Annotated in this window: 17 protein-coding genes, 2 tRNA genes and 6 pseudogenes; 8 read left to right on the top strand and 17 right to left on the bottom strand. The window is 68.2% G+C overall.

The window, feature by feature from the left end; translation table 11 throughout:
- Nucleotides 1-14: 14 nt before the first annotated feature.
- Nucleotides 15-551 carry an SSI family serine proteinase inhibitor gene (locus tag SGFS_RS28655; protein ID WP_286254559.1) on the bottom strand — a complete coding sequence of 179 codons (537 nt, stop codon included), beginning with the start codon at nt 549-551 and terminating at the stop codon, nt 15-17.
- A gap of 210 nt (nt 552-761) precedes the next feature.
- On the opposite strand from SGFS_RS28655, the gene SGFS_RS28650 reads away from it, so the two are divergent.
- The 3 genes from SGFS_RS28650 (at nt 762) to SGFS_RS28640 (ending at nt 1,817) form a co-directional block, all read left to right on the top strand.
- Nucleotides 762-852 (top strand) — tRNA-Ser (locus SGFS_RS28650).
- A gap of 177 nt (nt 853-1,029) precedes the next feature.
- Nucleotides 1,030-1,102 (top strand) — tRNA-Arg (locus tag SGFS_RS28645).
- Between the two features lie 163 nt (nt 1,103-1,265).
- Nucleotides 1,266-1,817: a YcxB family protein gene (locus SGFS_RS28640; protein ID WP_286254557.1), complete on the top strand. Its 552-nt coding sequence runs from the start codon at nt 1,266-1,268 to the stop codon at nt 1,815-1,817.
- A gap of 4 nt (nt 1,818-1,821) precedes the next feature.
- Here the strand turns inward: SGFS_RS28640 and SGFS_RS28635 are convergent, their stop codons facing one another.
- The 4 genes and pseudogenes from SGFS_RS28635 to SGFS_RS28620 all read right to left on the bottom strand — a co-directional run.
- A complete protein-coding gene (locus SGFS_RS28635) occupies nt 1,822-1,986 on the bottom strand; it encodes a hypothetical protein (protein ID WP_286254555.1) in 165 nt (54 codons plus the stop codon).
- 3 nt (nt 1,987-1,989) lie between these two features.
- A pseudogene (locus tag SGFS_RS28630) lies at nt 1,990-2,100 on the bottom strand (tyrosine-type recombinase/integrase); the annotation flags it as partial.
- An 805-nt stretch (nt 2,101-2,905) separates the two neighbouring features.
- Nucleotides 2,906-3,094, bottom strand: a pseudogene (locus SGFS_RS28625) (protein kinase family protein); the annotation flags it as partial.
- 39 nt (nt 3,095-3,133) lie between these two features.
- Nucleotides 3,134-4,009 (bottom strand): annotated as a pseudogene (locus SGFS_RS28620) (IS256 family transposase); the annotation flags it as partial.
- On the opposite strand from SGFS_RS28620, the gene SGFS_RS28615 reads away from it, so the two are divergent.
- Entirely contained in the window at nt 4,005-4,178 is a 174-nt protein-coding gene (locus SGFS_RS28615) for a ribonuclease domain-containing protein (protein WP_350284019.1), read from the top strand. The pseudogene SGFS_RS28620 and the gene SGFS_RS28615 overlap by 5 nt on opposite strands.
- Before the next feature lie 166 nt (nt 4,179-4,344).
- On the opposite strand, the pseudogene SGFS_RS28610 reads toward SGFS_RS28615, so the two are convergent.
- The 9 genes and pseudogenes from SGFS_RS28610 to SGFS_RS28570 all read right to left on the bottom strand — a co-directional run.
- A pseudogene (locus SGFS_RS28610) lies at nt 4,345-4,810 on the bottom strand (transposase family protein); the annotation flags it as partial.
- Between the two features lie 118 nt (nt 4,811-4,928).
- A complete protein-coding gene (locus tag SGFS_RS28605; RefSeq protein WP_286254551.1) occupies nt 4,929-5,060 on the bottom strand; it encodes a hypothetical protein in 132 nt (43 codons plus the stop codon).
- Nucleotides 5,038-5,598: pseudogene (locus SGFS_RS28600) on the bottom strand (IS5 family transposase); the annotation flags it as partial. The pseudogene SGFS_RS28600 and the gene SGFS_RS28605, both read right to left, overlap by 23 nt.
- A gap of 241 nt (nt 5,599-5,839) precedes the next feature.
- Nucleotides 5,840-6,697: a hypothetical protein gene (locus SGFS_RS28595; protein ID WP_286254549.1), complete on the bottom strand. Its 858-nt coding sequence runs from the start codon at nt 6,695-6,697 to the stop codon at nt 5,840-5,842.
- Nucleotides 6,698-7,070: 373 nt separating this feature from the next.
- Complete coding sequence (locus SGFS_RS28590) at nt 7,071-10,844, bottom strand: nSTAND1 domain-containing NTPase (RefSeq protein ID WP_286254547.1); 3,774 nt, start codon at nt 10,842-10,844, stop codon at nt 7,071-7,073.
- Between the two features lie 172 nt (nt 10,845-11,016).
- The gene (locus SGFS_RS28585) at nt 11,017-11,178 is read right to left on the bottom strand and encodes a hypothetical protein (RefSeq protein ID WP_286254545.1); all 162 of its coding nucleotides are present in this window, start codon (nt 11,176-11,178) and stop codon (nt 11,017-11,019) included.
- A 518-nt stretch (nt 11,179-11,696) separates the two neighbouring features.
- Nucleotides 11,697-12,212, bottom strand: a complete 516-nt coding sequence (locus tag SGFS_RS28580) for a hypothetical protein (protein WP_286254543.1) — start codon at nt 12,210-12,212, stop codon at nt 11,697-11,699.
- 891 nt (nt 12,213-13,103) lie between these two features.
- Nucleotides 13,104-13,244 (bottom strand): hypothetical protein, encoded by a 141-nt coding sequence (locus tag SGFS_RS28575; RefSeq protein ID WP_286254541.1) that lies wholly within the window; start codon nt 13,242-13,244, stop codon nt 13,104-13,106.
- Nucleotides 13,245-13,531: 287 nt separating this feature from the next.
- A pseudogene (locus tag SGFS_RS28570) lies at nt 13,532-13,896 on the bottom strand (site-specific integrase); the annotation flags it as partial.
- Nucleotides 13,897-14,148: 252 nt separating this feature from the next.
- On the opposite strand from SGFS_RS28570, the gene SGFS_RS28565 reads away from it, so the two are divergent.
- A complete protein-coding gene (locus tag SGFS_RS28565; RefSeq protein ID WP_037688430.1) occupies nt 14,149-14,796 on the top strand; it encodes an MSMEG_1061 family FMN-dependent PPOX-type flavoprotein in 648 nt (215 codons plus the stop codon).
- Between the two features lie 383 nt (nt 14,797-15,179).
- Here the strand turns inward: SGFS_RS28565 and SGFS_RS28560 are convergent, their stop codons facing one another.
- Together SGFS_RS28560 and SGFS_RS28555 are read right to left on the bottom strand one after the other, a co-directional pair.
- Nucleotides 15,180-15,386: a hypothetical protein gene (locus tag SGFS_RS28560; RefSeq protein ID WP_060905572.1), complete on the bottom strand. Its 207-nt coding sequence runs from the start codon at nt 15,384-15,386 to the stop codon at nt 15,180-15,182.
- Nucleotides 15,387-15,764: 378 nt separating this feature from the next.
- Nucleotides 15,765-16,430 (bottom strand): helix-turn-helix domain-containing protein, encoded by a 666-nt coding sequence (locus SGFS_RS28555; protein ID WP_286254538.1) that lies wholly within the window; start codon nt 16,428-16,430, stop codon nt 15,765-15,767.
- Nucleotides 16,431-16,497: 67 nt separating this feature from the next.
- Here SGFS_RS28555 and SGFS_RS28550 point away from each other — a divergent pair, with 67 nt between their 5' ends.
- The 3 genes from SGFS_RS28550 to SGFS_RS28540 all read left to right on the top strand — a co-directional run bounded on the left by SGFS_RS28550 (nt 16,498) and on the right by SGFS_RS28540 (nt 19,617).
- Nucleotides 16,498-17,346: an oxidoreductase gene (locus tag SGFS_RS28550; protein ID WP_286254537.1), complete on the top strand. Its 849-nt coding sequence runs from the start codon at nt 16,498-16,500 to the stop codon at nt 17,344-17,346.
- A gap of 31 nt (nt 17,347-17,377) precedes the next feature.
- A complete protein-coding gene (locus SGFS_RS28545; protein ID WP_286254536.1) occupies nt 17,378-18,544 on the top strand; it encodes an IS630 family transposase in 1,167 nt (388 codons plus the stop codon).
- A gap of 473 nt (nt 18,545-19,017) precedes the next feature.
- On the top strand, nt 19,018-19,617 hold the full coding sequence (locus SGFS_RS28540; protein ID WP_286254534.1) for a hypothetical protein: 600 nt from the start codon (nt 19,018-19,020) through the stop codon (nt 19,615-19,617).
- A 609-nt stretch (nt 19,618-20,226) separates the two neighbouring features.
- Here SGFS_RS28540 and SGFS_RS28535 read toward each other — a convergent pair.
- Nucleotides 20,227-20,703, bottom strand: a complete 477-nt coding sequence (locus tag SGFS_RS28535) for a MarR family winged helix-turn-helix transcriptional regulator (protein WP_286254532.1) — start codon at nt 20,701-20,703, stop codon at nt 20,227-20,229.
- Nucleotides 20,704-20,787: the final 84 nt, after the last annotated feature.

The raw sequence follows: 20,787 nt of genomic DNA, 5'->3' as shown, positions 1-20,787 counted from the left end.
CCGATGAGCCGGCCCTATGAGCCGAGGTCGGGCAGCAGGGGCACCAACGCGTCCCAGCGGGCGATCTCGCAGCCGTTCCCCCGGTCGAACCGGGCGTCGACGCGGCGCCCGGCCCAGGTCCCGGTGACATGCGCGGTGGCCGGACCGCCGTACTTCATCGTGCACATGCTGCCGGGCGCCACCGGGGCGAAGGGGTCCTTTCCCCAGATGGTCCGCCGGTCGAGCCGCCCGCAGGCGTCCCGTACGTCCGGGTGGTCCCCGCCGTCGGGATGGCATCGCAGCTCGAACCGCCCGTCCGCCCAGCGCCCCGCCTCGCGCACGGTGACGGTCAGCCGGTCGCCGGGCTGGGGCGCGGGCAGCAGGGCGCGCGGGGGGATGGCGCGCGGGGGGAGGGGGTGCGGCGGCACAGGGCGCGAGGGCACGTCGGCGTACGCGGCCGGGGCCGCCGGCAGCAGGGTGCCGACGGTGGCCGCGGCGAGGGAGGCGGCGGCCCCGAGGAGAAGCCGGCCGAGGGCGGCCGGGCGGGGGGATGCGGAGACGGTCTGCGACATGCCCTGACTAACGGCGGGGCGCCCACGCGGTTGCGGGACCGCGCCGGCTCGCCCCCGTTCCTCACGTTCCGGAGCCGAACCCCCTCCGACGTGCATACGGCTTTGCCCTGCGGCCTCTCCGCCTAGTACCGTGGGAGCCGATTGGTGACAGCCCACTCGGCTGTGACATCATCTGCACGCACCACTCGCGCTGGCGCGAGAGGTTGTGCTGGAGGCGTCGCCTAGTCCGGTCTATGGCGCCGCACTGCTAATGCGGTTTGGGACTTACATCCCATCGAGGGTTCAAATCCCTCCGCCTCCGCGCTTGATCACCGAAGCCCCGGTCCAACGGACCGGGGCTTCGTCGTCCCCAGATGCCGTTTTTGCAGGTCACAAGGGGTGCGGCAAACGGATTTCACATGGCGACGGCAGTCATGTAATGTTCTTCCTGTCGCCGCGAGCGGGCCGAAAGAACCGCGAGCAGCAGAAAACAAAACAAGCACTCGTAGCTTAACGGATAGAGCATCTGACTACGGATCAGAAGGTTGCAGGTTCGAATCCTGCCGAGTGCACAGCAGACCAGAGGCCCTGTGGAGTGATCCACAGGGCCTCTGGCTTTTGCGTTGACGGCAGTGTTTGACGGCAACCACTTCAAGAGTGGATTCAAGGGTGTCCAGTGATCCTGGCTCGGCGGCCCTGCTTCGCCGGGCCCGCCCCTCGCTAGGATCCCGGCTCATGGACACCAGGGGCGGGGAATCCTCACATCAGGACACGGAGAGCGGTACGGCCGTCGAGTTCGTTTACCAGCCGACGGCTGCGGACTTCGAGGAGGCGCTCCGCGGGCGAGCCCGTAGGTCACCAGCGGGCCGGGTCCAGGCGCTCATGGCGCCGCTGGTGGCGGCAACCGCCGTGGTCGTCTTCTCGGTCCTCCGGGATGCCCCGCTGCCCGTGTTGATCATCTCGCTGGTGCTCTCCATGGCAGTTGCATCCTGGGGCACCGTACGAGGGCTGCGCACCATGGCCCGCCGGATGTTCAGCGTCGTGGAGCCCTACGGGCAGTGCCGAATGGTGGCCGACGACCGTGGCGCGGTCAGTACCGGTGAGCGGGTGTCCTTCACCGTGGACTGGACTGTCTTCCGGGAGTATCTGGAGACGCCCGGGCTCTTCGTGCTGCTGGGCGGCGACCGCGCGGCCGGAGTCGCGGTACTGCCCAAGCGGGGCGCCCAGAACCCTGCGGACGTGGATCGGCTCCGGGCGATCCTGGACCGGAGCCTGAAGCGGCTTTAGACGGCTACAGGGACACTGGCCGGGCCGTCGTCATCGTCCGGATCGTTGCCGTCCCCCTCAGGGCTTTCCCGACGCGGTCGAAGGCGGAACGCTGGGAGTCGAGCCGTACGAAGGTATAGATGTCCATGGTCACTCGGATCGAGCTGTGGCCCAGGACTTCCATGATCATGCGGGCATCGGCGCCCTGCTCGTGGAGGAGGGACGCGCAGGTGTGGCGCAGGTCGTGGAAGCGGACCTTGCGGATGCCGGCGCGGATGCACAGCGCCTCGAAGGAGCGGTTCAGGTTGCGCGGCTCGATCGGGGTTCCGTTCCGTGTGGTGAAGATCAGGCCCTGGCCGTCCCCTTCCAGTTACTGCCCGCTCCCTTCCGGTCGGCGATCTGCTGGGCGCGCTGGGGACTGAGCGCGGTGACGCACTCGGCAGGCAGGGCGACGCGACGGGCCGAGCGCTGCGTCCGAGCGGCCGGGAGCCAGCGGCAGCGGAGCTGTCCAGAGTTTCTTTACTGGATCAAGGCGGCCCGCCTACGGCGGGCCGCGCGCGCTGGCGGCCATGGGCCGCCGCCGCTCCATGTCTCCGCCACCGCTCCGGCGGCCCCCACCCGCTCGTCGCGCAACATCGCCGGGGCGGACAGCCAGACCGGCGGGCAACCCAACCACTCCGAGCACCAGGACCAGGCCGACACCCACCAAGCGAGACCACGCCGCCCAACGGTCCACCGCTCCATGCCACATGCCCCACAGAGCCGCAGCCCGAGCCCAGTGGACAAGCCACGTCGGCAACGCCCAGGCCGGAGCGGGGCGCAGGCCGTGACGTATGGAAGCAGCGTGGCTGGGGCCGGTACGGGGTTGCTGGAAACACACGTGACGGGTGATCGTTCGGCGCACCCGCCGCCGTGGCTGGCTTTCGGTGGCTCAGGTCAGAACCCTTCTTCAATTCGACAACATGAGGCGGGGTTTGTGGCAGCGCCCGAATCCGAGCACGCCAACAGCCCCGGTACCATCGGCGCCGGGGTCCTGATCAGGGATTCCGCGCCGGACCACCCGGAACGCTGTCCAGGCTGAGGGTGGTCCGGCTTTTGTTGTTCGGGAGTCAGCTCAGTGCCTTGCCCACTTCGTAGACGGTGGGCCGGTCCTCCGGAGCGTGGCTGAGCATTGCGTCGATCAACTCGCCCAGCTCACCGGGCGCCTTCACAGGGCGACGCTTGCCGTTCGCCACAGCCTCCCTCTGGACCGGACGGGGGGCGTCGTCCGGGTACTCGACCGCCCGCCAGCCAGTAGCGGGTCTGTCAAACGAGCGGTGTAACTCGGGTTGTTGGAGTTACTGACGGGCTACGGAGAGGCGTCCGTCGAAGGTGATGTCGAAGGCGTTCAGCGCGGTCTTCCAGCGCATGGTCCAGCGGGCCTGTCCCTTGCCGGTGGGGTCGAGGGACATGATCGCCATGTAGACGCATTTCAGGGCGGCCTGCTCGTTGGGGAAGTGTCCGCGGGCCTTGACCGCCCGGCGGATACGGGCGTTCACCGACTCGATCGCGTTCGTCGTGCAGACGATGCGACGGATCTCGGTGTCGAACCGCAGGAACGGGGTGAACTCCTCCCAGGCGTTCTCCCACAGTTTCACGATCGCCGGATACTTTCGGCCCCAGGCATCGGCGAACTCGGCGAACCGGTCCAGGGCGGCCTCTTCGGTGGGAGCGGTGTAGATGGGCTTGAGAAGCTTGGCGATCTTGTCCCAGTCCTGGCGGGCGGCATAGCGGAAGGAGTTCCGCAGCAGATGCACGACACAGGTCTGCACGATCGTCCGGGGCCAGACGGTCTCCACCGCTTCGGGCAGGCCCTTGAGCCCGTCGCAGACCAGCATGAGCACGTCGCTGACGCCGCGGTTCTTGATCTCTGTGAGGATGTGCAGCCAGTGCTTGGCGCCCTCGCCGCCGTCGCCGGCCCACAACCCCAGGATCTCCCGTCGGCCCTCGGCGGTGACGGCCAGGGCGACATAGATGGGCCGGTTGGCGACCGAGCCGTCGCGGATCTTGACGTGGATGGCGTCGATGAAGACGACCGGATAGACGGCGTCGAGCGGGCGGCCCTGCCATTCGGCCATGCCCTCGAGCACCTTGTCGGTGATGGTGGAGATGGTCTGGCGGGAGACCTCGGCTCCATAGACCTCGGCCAGGTGGGCCTGAACCTCGCCGGTGGTGCACGCCGGAGGCTACTTCCAGGAGTACAACACCACCGTGTACCACGTGCACGCGAACGCCGGCCTCCCCAGGCGTGACGCCAACCGGATCGTCCGCAACGTCCGCACCGGTGACGTGTGGTGGACCGACGACCACTACGCCTCCTTCCACTACATGGGCCGGCACTGATGAACGAACGGGACTTATGGCCTGGCCAGTGGTCCCGGACGACTGAACGCAGGGAGGGCCGGACGTCTCCGGCCCTCCTTTGCCTTGCACCGGGAGGCCGGCCGTCCGCTGTCCGGCGGCACCCTGCGCCGCATTCAGGCCACCCTGCGCGCCGCCCTCAACGCCGTCGGCAGGCGGTGATCTCCGAGGGATCGTCCGGGGCGGGCCGCCGAGACCCACAGCAGGCGGCCCCGGTCGTCGGTGAGCGCGACCACCAGCAGGCCGTGGCACTTGTGCTTGCCGGAGTGGATCTTCCGGTTCGCCGTGCCTGTGCGCCGCCGGGTCCGTATCAGGGTGCCGTCGAGCAGGACCACCCCGCCACCCGCCCGGGTGATCTTCTTGAGCGCGCGGTCCAGGCGTGGGCCGCGGGCGGCGAGCAGGCCGACGGCCTCCCGCACCCACCGGGTGACGGTGGTGCGGTGCACTCCGTTTCCGCCGGCGAGGTCGCCGGGCCGCTGGCCACAGCGCAGCACGGCCGGCACGATGCCGGCGATCTTCCCCGCGGGCAGGGCCCGCCACCGCGAACCGATCTTCTTGCAGTGGCCGCGTATCAAGGTGGCGAGGTAGTTCAGGGTGGCGCTCGACAGCGGCAGGCGGGCGGTGCAGACAAGGCCGTCAGGCCCTCGACGGGGCTGGTGCTGTTCTTCACAAAATACGTCAACTGCCGTCGGAGGCCCGCCGGTCACGACCCGTCGCCCCGTCCCGGTGTGGCTACCGGCGTGCGGTGAACCGTCCGTCGGGCCGTTTGCGCAGCCAGCCACGATCGGCGGGCTTGGTCATCTTCGCCCGCAGCGGTTCCAGCTTCCCGCGCACCGCCGTCTCAAGTCCCAGTTCCTCGCCCACCGTCCCTCGCGAGTTTGTCGGTTCGTGTGGCCAGGCCATGCCACTGCTTGAGGCGGTTGATGCACCGCTCGACGGCGTTCCGCTGCTTGTATGCCTCGCTGTTGAAGCCGGGTGGACGGCCACCGAAGCGACCTCGCCGCAGGCGGTGGCCGACTTGGTCGGACGGCTGCGGGCTGACCGCACGGATGCCCCGGCGCCGCAGGTGGGTGCGGATATCGCGTGAGGAGTACGCGCGGTCGGCCAGAACGGCCAGGGCCTGCCCGGGCCAGAGCGGGGCACACGGATGCGGGACATCACCCTTCGAAGGCGGGTGCATCACCTGCCTGGCCTGCGGTGACGGTGAAGGCGAGGGGCCGTGCGCGGCCGTCTGCGGCCAGGTGGATCTTGGTGCTCAGCCCGCCGCGCGAGCGTCCGAGCGCGTGGTCAACGGGCTCGCCGGAGTGGGCCGCCCCTTTTCGAGTGCTCCGGCAGCGTGCTGGTGAGCTCGGACGACCATGGAGTCCACCGACACCGTCCAGTCGATGTCGTCGTCGGCGTCCGCCGCTGCCGCCGCCCGTCGGCATGCCGGCGAGTGACGTGAGTGACGAGTCATGGGGGAGGACGTGACGTGGTCCGTGGGCGTCATGATCGAGGCGTCGTCGATGTTCGGGTCGTTGACACCGTCGGACAGGAGCCGGTCGTCTTCTTCGTCATGGACCACCACCAGGGCGGGGGCCGGGCGAAGTGCCCGCCGGCCCAAGGCCGGCGGGCACTTCGGATCTCAGGGGTGCCGCCACGTGTCAGTGGCAGTCGCTCCACTTGTTGGCGCGCCCGTGGAGGATGAAGCGGAACGTCGGCTTGTTGCTGCTGTTGGTGACATTGGCCGTGCCGTCGTAGTAGTAGTCATGGTCCACGAGGGCCCTGTAACCGTAGCCGCCCCAGTTCTGGGAGGTGTGGTTCCCGCCGGCGTACCACGTGTAGCTGTCCAGCCAGAAGTGCGGGTTGACCCGCACCACGCGCTTGATGGGTCTCGCGCTCATCCATTCCGTCCTGCCGGCCGGGACGCTCATGCCGACAGTGCGCGACCAGCCCTCGGACTTGCCGTAGGACCACGAGTACTCGAACTCGGCGCCGAGGCTGAGATCGAATATCTTGCCGACGGCGCGGCTGCCACTGACGGAGCCGCCCACCGTCTTGGTGGTGGTCGTCGTGGTGGTGTAGCTCTGGGTGACGTTGTAGGTGAGGGGGCCGCCGCTGTCGCAGTTGCTTGCCGGCTCGGACCAGGCTGTTTCGGCCCCCTCATACGTCCAGGAGGACGATTGGGGGTAGTAGCAGTGGCCCTTGATCTCGCGCCAGTTCGGGTTCAGGGTGTGAAGGGTCGTGCGAGGACCGCCGTACTGGCTCGAATAGACCGGGGCCTTGCCGTAGTAGCTCCTGTCGTGCAGCTCGTGCGTGGCGATGTTGTAGTACCAGACGCTCTGGCCCTTCCGGTTGGAGCCGTCCTGGCAGATGTTCGGGAGCAGATTGTCCCATTTGCCGTTGAGGTCCGTCTCGTTCGCCGCGCTCGCGGTCGTGGCGGAGGCCAGGCTCAGGCCGCTGAACGCCAGGCCGCAGGCTGCGATGGTGAGCAGCCACTTCTTGACAGGGGTGGGGACCATTTTCGAGTTCCTTCGCTCGGTGGGACCAAACGCGGGTGAATCGGGTAGGTGGTGGTCAAGGGGGGTGTGAGCGATATTTCGCGGCCGTGAGTTGTCCGGCAACCCGGTTCAAGGGCCTAAACAAACAGGTCAGCGGCGTGTTCCCTGGAATCCGGCCCGTCGTGTCACGCGAGGGATCGCGGGGGCTGGACCGGCATACGTGTGCCCGGGCCGCCCGGCGACAGGGCGGCTCGGCGGCCGGAGGCCACTCCACCGTCAGGGAACCGACCGTCGGGGAACGTGGTGCGGCTCGTCATCGACACCAGTTGGAGCCGGTACCGGCCCGGCCGCAGCAGCGGACCGCCTCGCGGGCGCCGGTGCGGTGCAGCGGTGGTCAGTGTGGGCGGCGTGTGTCGCAGACGGGGTGGTAGGGCGCGTCGGGGATGTACAGGTGCCATTGGGCCGCGGTGAGGGTGGTGCCGGTGCGTGTGCAGGCCCGGGTGATGGCGTGGGAGGGGGTGATGGGGTACCGCTGGAGCGGAGTGTGGTCGCTGGTGGCGTAGAGGGTGGCGCTGTCGGGGCTGAAGGCGAGGGAGCGAATGGGCTCGCCGGGGGTGGGCAGGTTGCCGCCGAGGGGTTGTTGGGTGGCGGTGTCCCAGAGCTGGAGAGTGCCGGAGTCGCCGGCGACGGCGAGGGTGCTGCCATCGGGACTGAAGGCAAGGGCGTTGACGGCTTCGGGGGTGTCGTCGAGCGCCGCTGGGAAGAGGTTCGGCAGGACGCCCGTACGGTGGCGGAGGGTTCCGTCCCACAGGGCTACGCGGCCGGTCATGTCACCCGCCGCCATGCGGGAGCCGTCGGGGCTGAAGGCCAGGGCGTTGATCTGCTCGCCCTGGCTGAGGGTGCGCCGGGTGACCGGGCCGGACGGTAGCTCGGTGAGGTCCACGTCTCCGGCGAGCAACCAGCCGTCGGGGCGGACGGCCAGGTGGATACTGTCGAGGTCGTTGAGCGTGGCCGCTCTGCTGTGGCGTGCGGTGTTCCACACCTCGCCGCTCCGATGACCGATGTCGCGCGTCCTCGAGGCCACCAGTGTCCGGCCGCCGGGACCGAGCCCGACCGCGAGGACCGCCGCGGTGGATGACTGGTGCGCCAGGTCCAGCGTGGTCTGTTCGCGGTTGCGGGTCAGGTCCCAGATGACGAACCGCTGGGGGGAGGCTTCGCGGCCCGGGGCGGAGACGCTGTAGGTGAAGGCCGTGCTGTCGGGGCTGAAGGCCATCAGCGGCATGGTGTCCTGTGTGTCCAGCTCCACGGCCGGCTCGGCGGGATCGAGGGAGGCGGGCGACGGGGGTGAGGGCAGCGTACGAAGCAGGTGCCCGTCACGGGTGTCGCGCAACTGGAAACGGTAGCCGCTCCCGGACCGCTCGGCGGTGGCGAGCGTGCCGCCGTCCGGGCTGAGCAGCGCGTTGTCCAGGGGGTGGCTGCTCCACGGGGCGGTGAGGGCCGCCCCGAGGTCGAGGGAGTGGACGGTGCTGCCTTCGAGGTAGCGCAGGACCGGCCGACCGGGATCCCAGGCGAGGCCGCCGTAGAGGAGCTGTCCGTTCAGAGGATGGCGGAACACCGGGGCGTCGGGGGCCGACAGCCGCCATACCGTGATCTCGTCGTGTGCTGAGACCGCCAGGAATGCCCCGTCGTGGCTGAAGGCGATGTTCTGAATGTCCGGTTGGGTGATATCGGCGAATTGCCGTCCGGAAGCGGTGTTCCAGACGCGCACGCCGACGCTGGAGACGGCGGCGAGCCGGTCGCCGCCATCGTCGAACGCGAGCGACGAGTTGTCGTCGTCACAGTGGCTCGCTCCGGGACGCCGCCAGCCGCCGGGGAGGCTGCGGTGGCGGACGATGTCCCGGACCGTCATCGGACCGCCGTGGGGGCAGACGGCCACCAGCCGGTCGTCCGCACGCAGGGCCACGTTCGTCGGGTCGTCCGTCGCCGCCCGGAACAGCACCCGGCCGTCCGCGACGGAACGCAGCTGCACCTGATCGCCGTCGAGGTTGCTCACCAGGTAGCTGCGGTTGCTGGAACCGAAGCTGGGAAAGTCGGACGACGGCAGACGCTGCCCGGTACCGCCGGTCCACTTCCCGGCCGACGTGTCCCACAGGCCCGCGCCGCTGTCCGCAGCGACGGCCAGCACCCGGCCGTCCGGACTGGCCCCCGTCACCGGGCCGTCCGGCAGTAGCCCCGAGGCGATACGGCGGTGCGTGATCACGTCCCAGGTCTGCCACTTCCGGCCGTCCGAGCTGAGCAGCGTACGGCCGGAATCGACGAGCAGGCGCAAGGCGCCGCTGCCGGGCCCGGAGTCGGTGAAGGCGTCCAGTTCGGTTTGGGCGGCGGCGCCGAGCAGAGCCGAACGGGTTTCGGGGAGCGGGGCGATCCGCCAGGCGGCGACGCTGAGCAGCATGGCGGTCCTGGGGTCGGTCGTCCGCATCGCATCGGCAACCGCGGCGACCCGGCGGGCGGCCGTGTCGGTTGCTTCCTGCCGACTGGTCCGGTGCTGCTGCCAGGCGACCATGCCGGCGATCAGCGCCACAGCCAGGGTGGCGGAGAGTGCGGCGACGAGGCGACGTGCCCTGCGGGTGGTCCGGGTGGCGGCACGGCGTTCCGCTTCGCGGGCATCGAGCGCGGCGGTGAGGAACGCCCGCTCGGAGGAGGTCAGCTCGCCGCGCTGCCCGGGACGCCCGAAGAAATCCTCAGCGCGTACCAGGTGGGTGCCCCGGTACAGGGTTCCGGGGTCGCGGCCGAGTTCCTGCCAGGTGCGGGCGGCCTCGGTGAGGCGACGGTGGTGGCGCAGCCGCTCGCGGTCCTCCTCGATCCAGTCGCGCAGCCGCGGCCAGCAGGTGATCAGGGCCTCATGGGCGAGTTCCACGCCGTTCGCGTCCGCGGTCACCAGCCGGGCGCGGGCCAGTTGCTCGACGACCGCGGGCACCTCGGGATCCGCCCACTCCTCCAGTTCGGCGCGCTTGACCGGGCGCCGGGTGTCCGCGGCGCCCTGTCCGGGTTCGATGAGCCGGAGCAGCACCTGTCGGGCCGTCCTGGCCTGGGCGGGCGACAGCTGTCCGTAGACGTGTTCGGCGGTGGCGGCGATCGCGCCGTGCACACCGCCGGCCATTTCGTAGGCGGCCATCGTCAAGGTCCGGCCCCGGCGCCGCCGCCAGGTCTCCAGCAGGGCGTGCGAGAGCATCGGCAGCGCGCCGGGCTGATCGACGACCTCTCCGACGAGCCTGGCGGTCAGCGCCCGCTCCACCAGCAGCCCGGCGGCCGTGGCCGGCTTGACGACCGCCTCCCGCAACTCCGCCGGGGTCATCGGCCCGACCAGCAGCTGGGCGTCCCGCAGCGTATCCACGAGCCCCCGGTGTTCGGCGCACCGCCCGTAAAAGTCCGCCCGTACCGCGACGACCACCCGCAACCGGCTGCCCGGTTCCCGGGCGGCCAGGAGCAGATCAATGAATCGCGCCCGCTCGGCCCGGTCCCGGCACAGCGTGTATATCTCCTCGAACTGGTCGACGACCACCCAGCTGTCCGGCTCGCCCTCCTGCGGGGCCAGCAGCCGGCCGTGGGTCGCCGCCGGAGTGGCCCCCGGGGTGAGCACCCGGAGTACGGCCGGGCGCCCCAGTTCCCGCACGGTCCGCTGAAGCAGGGGTATCAGCCCGGCCCGCAACAGCGAGGACTTCCCGCTGCCGGACGCACCGAACACCACCGTGAACCGGTGCTCGTGCACCAGATCCGACAACTGCGCCACAAGCCGGTCGCGGCCGAAGAACAGCCCGTGGTCACCGGGCTCGAACCGCACCAGCCCCCGGTAAGGTGCCTGCTGCTCCTTCTCCTCCGCGCGTGCTGCCGCTTCCTCGTCCGCTGCTTCCTCGGCCGCCGTCTTCCACCGCAGCTCCCACTCGGCCGGGTCCGCCCCGCACGCCTGCGCGTACGCCAGCACCACCGCCAGCGACGGCAGCCGCTCGCCCGACGCCGCCTGCGCCAGCACGCTCACCGAAAAGCCCGCCCGCGCGGCCATCATCCGGTACGTCGGCTTCCCGGCCGCCTCGCGCAGCACCCGCAACTCATGGGCGAAACGCTGCACAGCACCGGCCCGAGGATCCACCGGCCGTTCAGGACGTCCCATAACCGCACCGTTCACTCGCCTCACAAGACGGAGGCAAAGCTAACCTTTGGTCGTTACGGGGCAATGACGCCCTTCGGTTCCAAAACGCTCATCGCCCTCGGCGCCGACCGCCACCCACTCGGTGGGCCGCGCGAACGCCTCCGTGCCGGTCTTCACCCGGCGGGCCGTGCCTTCACTCCAGGCGGATGCGGTGCACGTACCAGCGGTCGATCAGTGTGTCGCGGTCCACCGGCACGGACACCCCCAGCACCGGCTCGCTCCCCTCGTCCCGCACCGGGGCCACCGCCCCATCCAGGTGCACCCGCAGCCCGCGGTCCTTGAACTGGATGTCCACGACGGAGCCGACCGGCGCACCGCCGGACCGGGTGAAGCCAAAGCGGGCCTGCTCGCCGCGCCGCGCAACCAGGCGGCGGCCGCGGACTTCACGTTCCCTGTCAAGACCGTGTGTTCAGTTGGGTCCCTGCCTTCATGCCCGCAGCCAGTTGCGATCACCCGATCGAGACTCCTGTTCGACGCACACCCCTCAAGATCGGAACGACAACAGTTACTTAGTTGGTACCAGCGCACCAGGTTCTTTTGGCTCCGACAGTCGTTCGACCGCCGGCCGGTGGAGGGTCGGCACACAGGCGCAGCCAGCGAGAAGAGGCCGTCAGGGGCCGGGGTGAACGGTCGGCCACCGGTTCGAAGGTGGTACCAAAACTCGTCCGTACCGTGGAGCCCATTCACGTGCCCACATGTGAAGTCAGGCAGCCCACCTGGTCGGCGGGAGTCAGGACGGCGCACCTTCCGCTGTACTTCGCTGCTGTACCGCAACAGCCAGACCAGGGCGACGAGGGCCGTCAGCCGGGACCGTCAGGAGATGTGGCTCACCATGTAGGCGGTGCCCACACTTTCTTCCTCGGGTGAGTCCGCCTGGATCGTGAGACCCGGCCCGGCCGTGGTGAAGTCGAACCCGTTCGTCATCGGCTGCGTGCAGTCGACGCGCTTAGCTGTCTTGGCGGTGCCTGAGGCGACTGTGAAAGTGACCGTGCCCTCCCCTGCGCATGCCACCTCCACCCGCAGGGCGGTGCCGGACTTGATGGTCTTGTCCAAGTTCTCCCCGGGCACCGCGAGGGAGCCGGACGAGACCAAGCCCTCGTCCGACTCCAAGCGATCCGTCATGTCGAGCAAGTCGCGGGCTTCCTTGTTCAGCTGCTCCCGGCCGGACTGAGAGGGTGACTGCGCTGTGGGAGCCGCGGTGGAGCTCGCCGTCTTCTGGGACTGCGGAGCCTTGGACGTCGCAGGCGAGTCAGAACAGGAAGTTGCCATGCCGGTAATCAGCGCGACGGCAGTCAGAGCACTGCCAGTGTGGCGGGTGAAGCGGTACATGAGGTCCCCCGAAGTGCACTCAGAAGCCAAGCAGGTGTACAGAACCATGTGATCATCCCGTGTGAACACCCGCGTCACGCATGCAATCTGGGCACCCACGGGGCCTCGGCCACGGTAGCGAGGTAGCCCGCGGGGAACCGCCGCCGCGATCCGGCCTCTTCGGTAACCCAAAGCGTCGTTGACCTGGTGGTGCGGCAATCCCCTGTACCTGATGACCCCGGTGCTTGGTTCTTGGCCGCTGCTGGTGGCGACGGGCGGGCGGCGGTGCGCGGCCCTCGCTCCCCTGGGATCGATCCCAACTCCGTTGGGCTGCTCGGGTCTTATGGCCTTGATGGGGTGTCTTGTGCTCGTGCGCCTTGTGGTCCCTGCGGGTGCTGATGGGTCTTCCATCCCTAGGCCGGATCGCGGCGGCGGTTCCCCGTGGGCGTGCCCTGCGTCACCGGAGCAAGAGCCCCAGGTCATAGGGCGGTTGGCGCTCGCGGCCGGAGCATGACGGCTGCGAGCGCAGCGAGCCTTGACCAGGTAGAGAAAGTTGTAACTCTCAGCCGGGCTGGGCCTGAAGTCCTGCGCACGCTGCGATTCGGCGCTAGCCGGTGCCCCCTGTTCAGCGCTGACGGCAACCCTGACGGCAACGACGGCTCACAGAGGGTGTTGATCACGATCATCAGCGATCAGCCGGGAGGAAGGCGGAACCGCCGCCCAACAGCCTGCCCGATCCTACGGATCAGAAGGTTGCAGGTTCGAATCCTGCCGAGTGCACACAGGTGAGAGGCCCCGGAGAGATCCGGGGCCTCTTGCGTTTGAGGGGCGTACAGCAGCGATGTACAGCAACGGGCTCGGGGAGGAGCCCGTTGCTGGTAGGTCGCGAGACTGGGGGGCGACTGCTGTCTCCTACGTGAGCATCACCGCCACGATCACAGCGGCCACGGCCGCCGCGAGGGTCAACGCCGGCACCACGGTCGGGTGCACCTTGGCGACGTACGCCACGAAGGCCGCGCACAGCAGGGCGATGATGAGTTGGTCGGTGGTCACGCACGTGCCTTTCGACGTGGGACCCGCCCTGAGGCCTGGCAGCTGGGGCGGGTCCCCTTCCTCGGACCCGCCGCGGCATGCGGAAGGCCCCTCGTCCCTTTCGTGGGACGAGGGGCCTTCGACGGCATTGGCTATCGACCTACCTGTCCCTGAATAAGGAGAGGGGAGGTCTTCGATGTGCAACGTGTCGGGCGAGAGGCGGTTACGGCCTCGTCTTCACTTTCCACCCCTAGTGGGGTACAGAATGTGTGCTTCTACCGAGTCGTTATGGGCTGGTCCACGAGTCCTCAGCCGTTCCCAGCAGCGGTGCCGCCCATCGCTGCCGACAGCTTGCCCAGAGCCTTCCGCACCTCCTCCTCGCTTGCCTCGGCGTAGACCTCCATCGTCATGGCGATCTGCGAGTGGCGGAGGATGCGCTGAGCGGGATCACACGAAGTCTGGCGCGGCGGGCGCGCAAGGCGAACATGCGGGTGAGGTTGCCCGGCTCGATCGGGGTGCCGTACTTCGTGGTGAAGATCAAGCCCCGAGTGTCCTGCCGGAGCTCCCCGGCCGCTTTCCGGTCCCCGGTCTGCTGGGCGCGGCGCATGCGCAGGGTTTCGAGGCAGAACTCGGGCAGCGGTAGGAAGTCGTCCGACTCCTCCGTCTTGGTCTCGAGAGGCAGGCACACAGTGCATGAGGTCAGAACACGTCGTGGCTGGGGCGGTCGGCTCCACGGCTTTAGGCAGCCACTTTGGGGCGAGCCTCTAAGATCATGGCCCCAACGTCGTGCTTTAACGGGCAGGTCAACAGACTGCCCGACTCGCCGCAAGCTTACGGGGCCATGATCACTCGCCCCAAAGCAGCTCCAGCCCAAAGCCGCTCCACCGCCCGCGCGGGCACGCTCCCCGTGTCTTCGACCAGGGCTATGATCGCCAGAGTGGATGACACCCTGATACCTCGAGCTCTGACCAGCGAGGCGCAACTCCGAGAGTTGTACGCGGACCCCGGAGAGCGGGCGGTTCGCAAAGAACTCGACCACATCGACGAAATGTCACGCCGCCTTATCGCGGTCTCGCCCGTGGTGTTCGTCGCCACCAGCGATGCCAATGGCCGCTGTGACGTGGCCCCTCGGGGCGGCACCCCCGGTTTCGTCACAGTCCTCGACGAGCGTCATGTAGTGATTCCGGACGCGACGGGGAACAATCGGCTGGACAGCTACCGCAACATCCTGGCCAACGGGCACGCCGGGCTCAACTTCGTCATCCCTGGCCGGGACACGACGCTTCGTGTCAACGGCGCAGCCTGGATCACGGCCGATGAAGATCTACTGGCGCGGCTGACCCCGATCGGCAAGCCGCCGAAAACTGCCCTGGTCGTGCGGACCGACGAAGTGTACGTCCACTGCGCTAAGGCGTTCGTCCGGTCGAAGTTCTGGCGCCCCGAGGCCTGGCCGCTCAAGGCGGAGCAGCCGACGCCGGCCGAGGTCGCTCTTGCTCATCAGCGCGACCCCAACTTGACGCTCGCCGAGGTCGAGCAGGATCAGCGTGACTCCCTCCTGCATCGACTGGCCTGATATCGGTCCGCCGCGGCGACAGGCATCAAGTGTCGAGTCCTGGTTGCCGGGCCGTCCCTGGGCCGCCCGAGGCGAACCGACGTTGACAAACGATGACAGTCGGCGACCATGTCGGCGCACGTCAGAGCGATACCCCCTGGCAGGACCCGAGGTGGGAGACTCGGCCCATCACTTCCAGAAGAACTGGCAGCAGATCTGTCAAGAGGGAGTCGGTCGGCTGACATCAACGGCTGACACCAACAGGGGCGGACAGCGCCGACTAACGCCGAATGGCAACGGCCGATCAGCCAAGGAGACCGGCCGGTTGACCGAGGTTGCCGACTCCTCATGATCGACCTGATAAGGAAGCGGACCAAGTGCAAAGCGTCCGTGTGCATTCCACATCAGTCTTCAGCGTCGCTGAAGTACACCGTAAGACTCGGCCAACCGCCGTCCGCAGTGACCTCCGTATGCATGACGAGATCCTGAACCTCAACCAAGCCAAGGCTTTCGATCGAGTCTGCGACCCTACGGAGCAGCGCAGGCACGTCATCCTGCCCCGTTCCCGCCGGGTTGGCCTGCGAGAAGTGTTTGATCGTCCACGATTCCATGCGCTCATGATCGCGCAAGCCCCGACCATCACGCTGTCCCGCCGGGGCAGACCTTCCTGAGGTGCCGTACAGCAGTGGAGTACGGCCCGCCGTGCCAACGACCGGACCGCCCTCAAACCCAAGCAGCCAACTGACGCGCCTCGGAGACCTCAGCGACCATCCCGCCCATAGTCCGGGAGGAAGAGGTCCGTGCCAGACGCGTGCCAGATCCAGCGGGGAATCACGGGGAACAGCGGGGAATCAAGCGGCGATCCACCAGAGCGGCAGCGCCCTTAGTGGTCGCCGCTGGAAGTTCTTCGGGGGTTGACGTGACGGTTGGTTATGTGGTCTGGGGTGCTCAGGCGGGCAGACCGCTAAAGGGCCGCGATCACTATGCTTTTAGCGGGGTAGCCCCAGCTCCCCTGCACGCAGTCCCGCCTGGAAGCGGGAGTCGGCCTCGAGCTTGGTCATCAGCTCGGCCACACGCCGCCGGTAGGTGCGCAGTGAGACGCCGAGCCGTTTGGCTGCCGATTCGTCGGTGAGGCCCGAAGCGAGGGCTTTGAGGATCATGCGGCCGTCGGCATCGAGGTGCGGGACGTCGCTGCGCAGATAGGTTTCGAGATCGACGGCGGCGTCCCAGATCGCCCGGAACAGCGAGTGAACGCCGTCGACCAGGATCTGTGACGTCGTCACGGTGTACTCGCGGCCGGTGGAGGTCTCCTGGCCGGCAAGGATCATCACCCGCCGGTCTATGAGGATGGTCTCGTGCGGCAGCGGCGAACGGCTAATCCGAACGAAAGCGCCCTTACTCCGCACCAGCCGCAGGTGCGCGCGGGCCTCCTCGTCGGCGAGTGCCACCGGGCTGAGCAGCTTCCGAGGGGTGAAGTCAGCGGGATCCGCCGTGCGCATCCGATTCCGGACCGCGGCCCTGGCCCCCGGTTGCGACCAGGTCTGGAGATCTCGGGCGGCGCACAGGAACTCGGTCCGCGCGGACTCGAACAGATGACCTGCGCGCGCGATTAACTCTGCGTCTCCTCGCACTGAAAACACCTCTTCGTTCCGCATCCCGCCAGTCTGGCATCAAGCTGCCACGAGCTCGCTGGGAGTCGTGCCGGCGGACACCATGAGCGTCATGACGATCAAGACTTTCTCCCTCGGCGGAGAGCTGACGATCAACCGGCTCGGCTTCGGCGCGATGCGCCTGGCGATGGGCACCTTCGCTGGTCCGGCGCGAGATCCCGAGACGGGCATCGCGGTGCTCCGCCGGGCCGTGGAGCTGGGCGTGAACCACATCGACACGGCCGGCTTCTACGGCAGGGACGCGGTGTGGGCCAACGAGCTGATCCATACGGCATTGACCCCCTACCGTGACGACCTGGTGATCGCGACGAAGGTGGGGCCGTTGCCCGGACCGAACGGTGTGCCGAGCGGGCAGGCGACGGCTGATCAGCTGCGCGGCCTAGTCGAGGCGGATCTGCGCTGTCTAGGTCTCAACCGGCTCGACCTGGTCTATCTGCGGGTCGGCGGGATGACCGGGCCAGGTGGCGAGTCGATCGCCGAACGGTTCGCGGTCCTGGCTGAGCTCCGCGCGGAGGGGCTGATCAAACACCTGGGCGTCAGCAACGTCGACGGCGCCCAGCTCGCCGAGGCCCGGGCGATCGCGCCCGTCGCGGCGGTGCAGAACAGGCACACCGGTGACATGGGGCTGCTGGCGGAAAGCGAGGAAGCGGGCATCGCGTACGTGCCGTACTTCCCGCTCGGCGGCGGAGTCGGCAGCGGCCCGCTCGACGCCGAACGGCTCGGCAAGGTCGCAGCACGTCTGGGCGCGACCACAGCGCAGGTCGCGATCGCCTCGCTGCTGGCGACCTCGCCGACGGTGCTCGCGATTCCGGGTACGGGTTCTCTCGAACACCTGGAGGAGAACCTAGCGGCGAACGATCTCAGTCTCAGTGACGAGGACCTGTCTGACCTGCGAGGCTAACTGGTCGGCTCCGTAAGTCAGCTTGCCTGCCATGCCCGCTGCCGCCGCCCGCCCGATATCCTCCACTGCCACCGAGCGGCACCGGTTGAAGAAGGCAGCCTGGGGCCACAAGACCGAGTACCGGCTTCGAGTGCGCGCGCAGATCGTGCTGCATGCGGCCCGCGGGCTGCCGAACGCGCGGATCGCCGAGCTGGTCGGCGTGCACGTGGACACCGTGCGCACGTGGCGGAGCCGCTTCGCCGAGCTGGGCATGCCGGGCCTGGCCGACCGCAAGCGCACCGGACGCCCGCCCTCCTTCACCCCGCTACAGGCCGCCCAGGTCAAGGCCCTCGCCTGCCAACTGCCTGCCGAGACCGGCACGCCGCTGTCCCGCTGGACCACCCCCGAACTGGCCCGCGAGGCCGTCAAGCGCGGCATCGCGCCCTTCCTGTCGGCCTCCACCGTGCGCCGCTGGCTCGCGCGGGACGCCCTCAAGCCCTGGCAACACCGCTCCTGGATCTTCATCACCGACCCCCACTTCCGCGCCAAGGCCGCGCGCGTCCTGGATCTATACGCCCGCACCTGGAACGGCGAGCCGCTCGACGCGGACGAATTCGTCGTCAGCGCCGACGAGAAGACCTCGATCCAGGCCCGTTGTCGCTGCCACCCCACCCTCGCCCCCGGCAAGGCCCGCGCGATGCGCGTGAACCACACCTACGGCCGCGGTGGCGCACTGGCTTATCTGGCCGCCTACGACGTCCACCACGCGAAGGTGTTCGGTCGCACCGAGCCCCGCACCGGCATCGACCCGTTCATGGCTCTGGTCGCCCAGGTCATGAGCCAGGAGCCGTACGCCAGCGCCAAGCGCGTGTTCTGGATCGTCGACAACGGCTCCTCCCACCGCGGCAAGAAGGCCGCCGAACGGTTGGCTGCAGCCTTCCCCAACTCGGTGCTGGTCCACACCCCGGTGCACGCCTCCTGGTTGAACCAGGTGGAGATCTTCTTCTCCGTCGTGCAGCGCAAGGTCGTTTCGCCCAACGGCTTCACCGGCCTGAGCGAGGTCCGGGACCGGCTCCGAGCCTTCGAAGACCGCTACAACGCCACGGCACAGCCGTTCCAGTGGAAGTTCACTGCCTCCGACCTGGACGACCTGCTGGCCAGGCTCGACCAGCACACCGTCGACCACCCGGAAGAAGCCTCCGTCGGACTGGCAGCTTGACCAACCCCCGAAGGACTTCCGGAGCCGACCACTTAGTCGCAGGTCAGCAGGGCTTCCCAGGCCGGGAAACACGAGCTTCCCAAGCTGAGAGCTTTGAGGGGTGAATACCCTCCGGCGTTGTCTTCACGGACCGGCCGTCGCGGCCTGCTCTGGCCGACGACACCGGCAGCGTGGCTGAGGCCAGTGGGGGTGCAGCGAGACACACGCGCGCCCGGTCGGGCGGCCGACCCACCGCTGTGGCTGGCTGTCGTCGGCTGAGGCTCAGACGGGCCGCATCGGAAGTGCCCCGCCGTCAGTTGAACGCGGGCCTGCACCGATGGAAGTTCCGGCGGGCGTGGGCGCCTGAAGGGCGGTCCTGAACATGCCGAGCTCGGTTCGGAGATGGCCATCGCAGGCGCGTCGGTCGGGATTTATGCGGATCTTGGCTGCCACAATATGGAAACCAGATATCCTTCGCGGTTCAGATTGGCGCTATGGGCATTCGATCCACATGGCAGGCATGGAAGCGCCTGCCGTCCATGGAGAAAGTAAATCTCGGTACCGAGATGGCCACCGCAGTGGGTGCGGTCGCAGCCCTGGCCATTTCTATCGTCAGCATCAGCGTGTCGGTGTCCGCGTCGAATAAGGCTAGCTCGAACGAAGAGCTGGCGAATCGCCTTGCGGGCATGGCCTACGCGAACGATCGGATCACGAATCGCTTGGCGACCGCGTATCGCGTCGCATGGCACGTTCCTGAAGAAGGCAACGGCGCACGGCACCTCCTCATCGAAAACCGCAGTCTGGTTCCGGCCTACCGCGTCCTGCTGCTCGATGCCACAGCCAACAGGTTATACAAGATTTCGGTCCTCGGACCCTGCACTCAGTTCTCGGTCGACCCCCCTGACGGCATTAAATTCGACCAATTCACCATGCACTTCCACACCGCAGGCCAGTGGTACAAGACAGACGCAAATGGCAAAACCGTTCCCAGTAAAATCAGCGAGAAAACATTCGCCGACTACAAAGACCACAAGGACACGGCTCAAACAAGCAAGCAGAAGCCAATGTTCGAAGACCTACAAGGGTGCGGATAGTCGTCGCTGTAGGCGCGGCTAAGGGTTCCTTACGCAACGTCACACAGCCCTTGGGCATGGCGCCACACCCGCCTCGAAGGCCCGCCTCCTACGAACGCAGGTGAACACCCCTACACATAGCCCGCCACCCGCCCGCGCCAAGCCGGAGGTCTCCCTGCCCCTCCGAAGGGTGTGACGGAGTCGGCGCCCGTAGACCGTCGCAAGCGACTCGGCTGACGTCGTTCCGTCCCAGACAACGTGAGAAGCGCCAGCGCGGAGAGCAGACGGAGCGGCCAACGACGCCTCGTCGCCACCGCCCAGCAGCCGTTCGAGCTGTTCCCGCTCCAGGACCTCACCCCCGGTCTGGATCCTGCTGTACAGCAACGAAGTACAGCAACCCCAGCAACCGGCAGCGCCCAACACCAACCCTCACGGCCCTCCCCGCAGCTTGTATGACCTTCAATGACCGATCTCTACAGAGCTGCGGATCAGAAGGTTGCAGGTTCGAATCCTGCCGGGCGCACACAGGCGAGAGGCCCGGAGAGATCCGGGGCCTCTTTCGTTTGGTCGCCTTGCGATTGGGGCCCGGCGGCGGGCCGGTGTCGGGTCGGGATGGGTGACGGGTGAGGGTTACTCCGTCTTGCGTAGTTCCTCCAGGTATGCCGTCACCAGGGTTCCCGTGCGGGTGAACAGGTCGTGGAGTACGGCGATTTCCTCGGGGGTGTAGTCCGCGAGGAGTTCGTTGAGGCGGGCGTAGTACGGGAGGTAGAGGGCCTCGACCCGGGCTACCGCGGCCGGTACCGCCTCCACTCGGACCCGGCGGCGGTCGTTCGGGTCGGGGCGGCGGGTGATGTAGCCGGCGCGTTCGAGGCGGTTCAGGACGCCGGTCACCGCGCCGGTCGTGACGTGGGCCCTGGCCGCCAGGTCGCCGGCGGTGAGGAGCGTGTCACCGGCCTCCAGTACGAAGGCGAAGCAGGTCAGGTCCGTGATGTTGAGGCCCAGGCGCTGGGCCATCTCGTGCTGGCCGATGTGGCTCGTGGCGATGAGGTGATCCATCGCGGTCATGGCCTGCGCGGGTGTCGCGGTGGGGCGGGGCTTGCCCGGCATGGGTTTCCTGTTCCCTGTTCCTACTTCTCTTAGTTTGTGAGAAGTTTATGATATGAACTTCTTAGTTCGTGAGATGCCTTTGGG

Origin of the sequence: Streptomyces graminofaciens (assembly GCF_030294945.1) — a bacterium.
Classification (GTDB): Bacteria; Actinomycetota; Actinomycetes; order Streptomycetales; family Streptomycetaceae; genus Streptomyces; species Streptomyces graminofaciens.
Note: the sequence above shows the minus strand (reverse complement) of the source record. Positions and strands in the feature narration are given on the sequence as shown.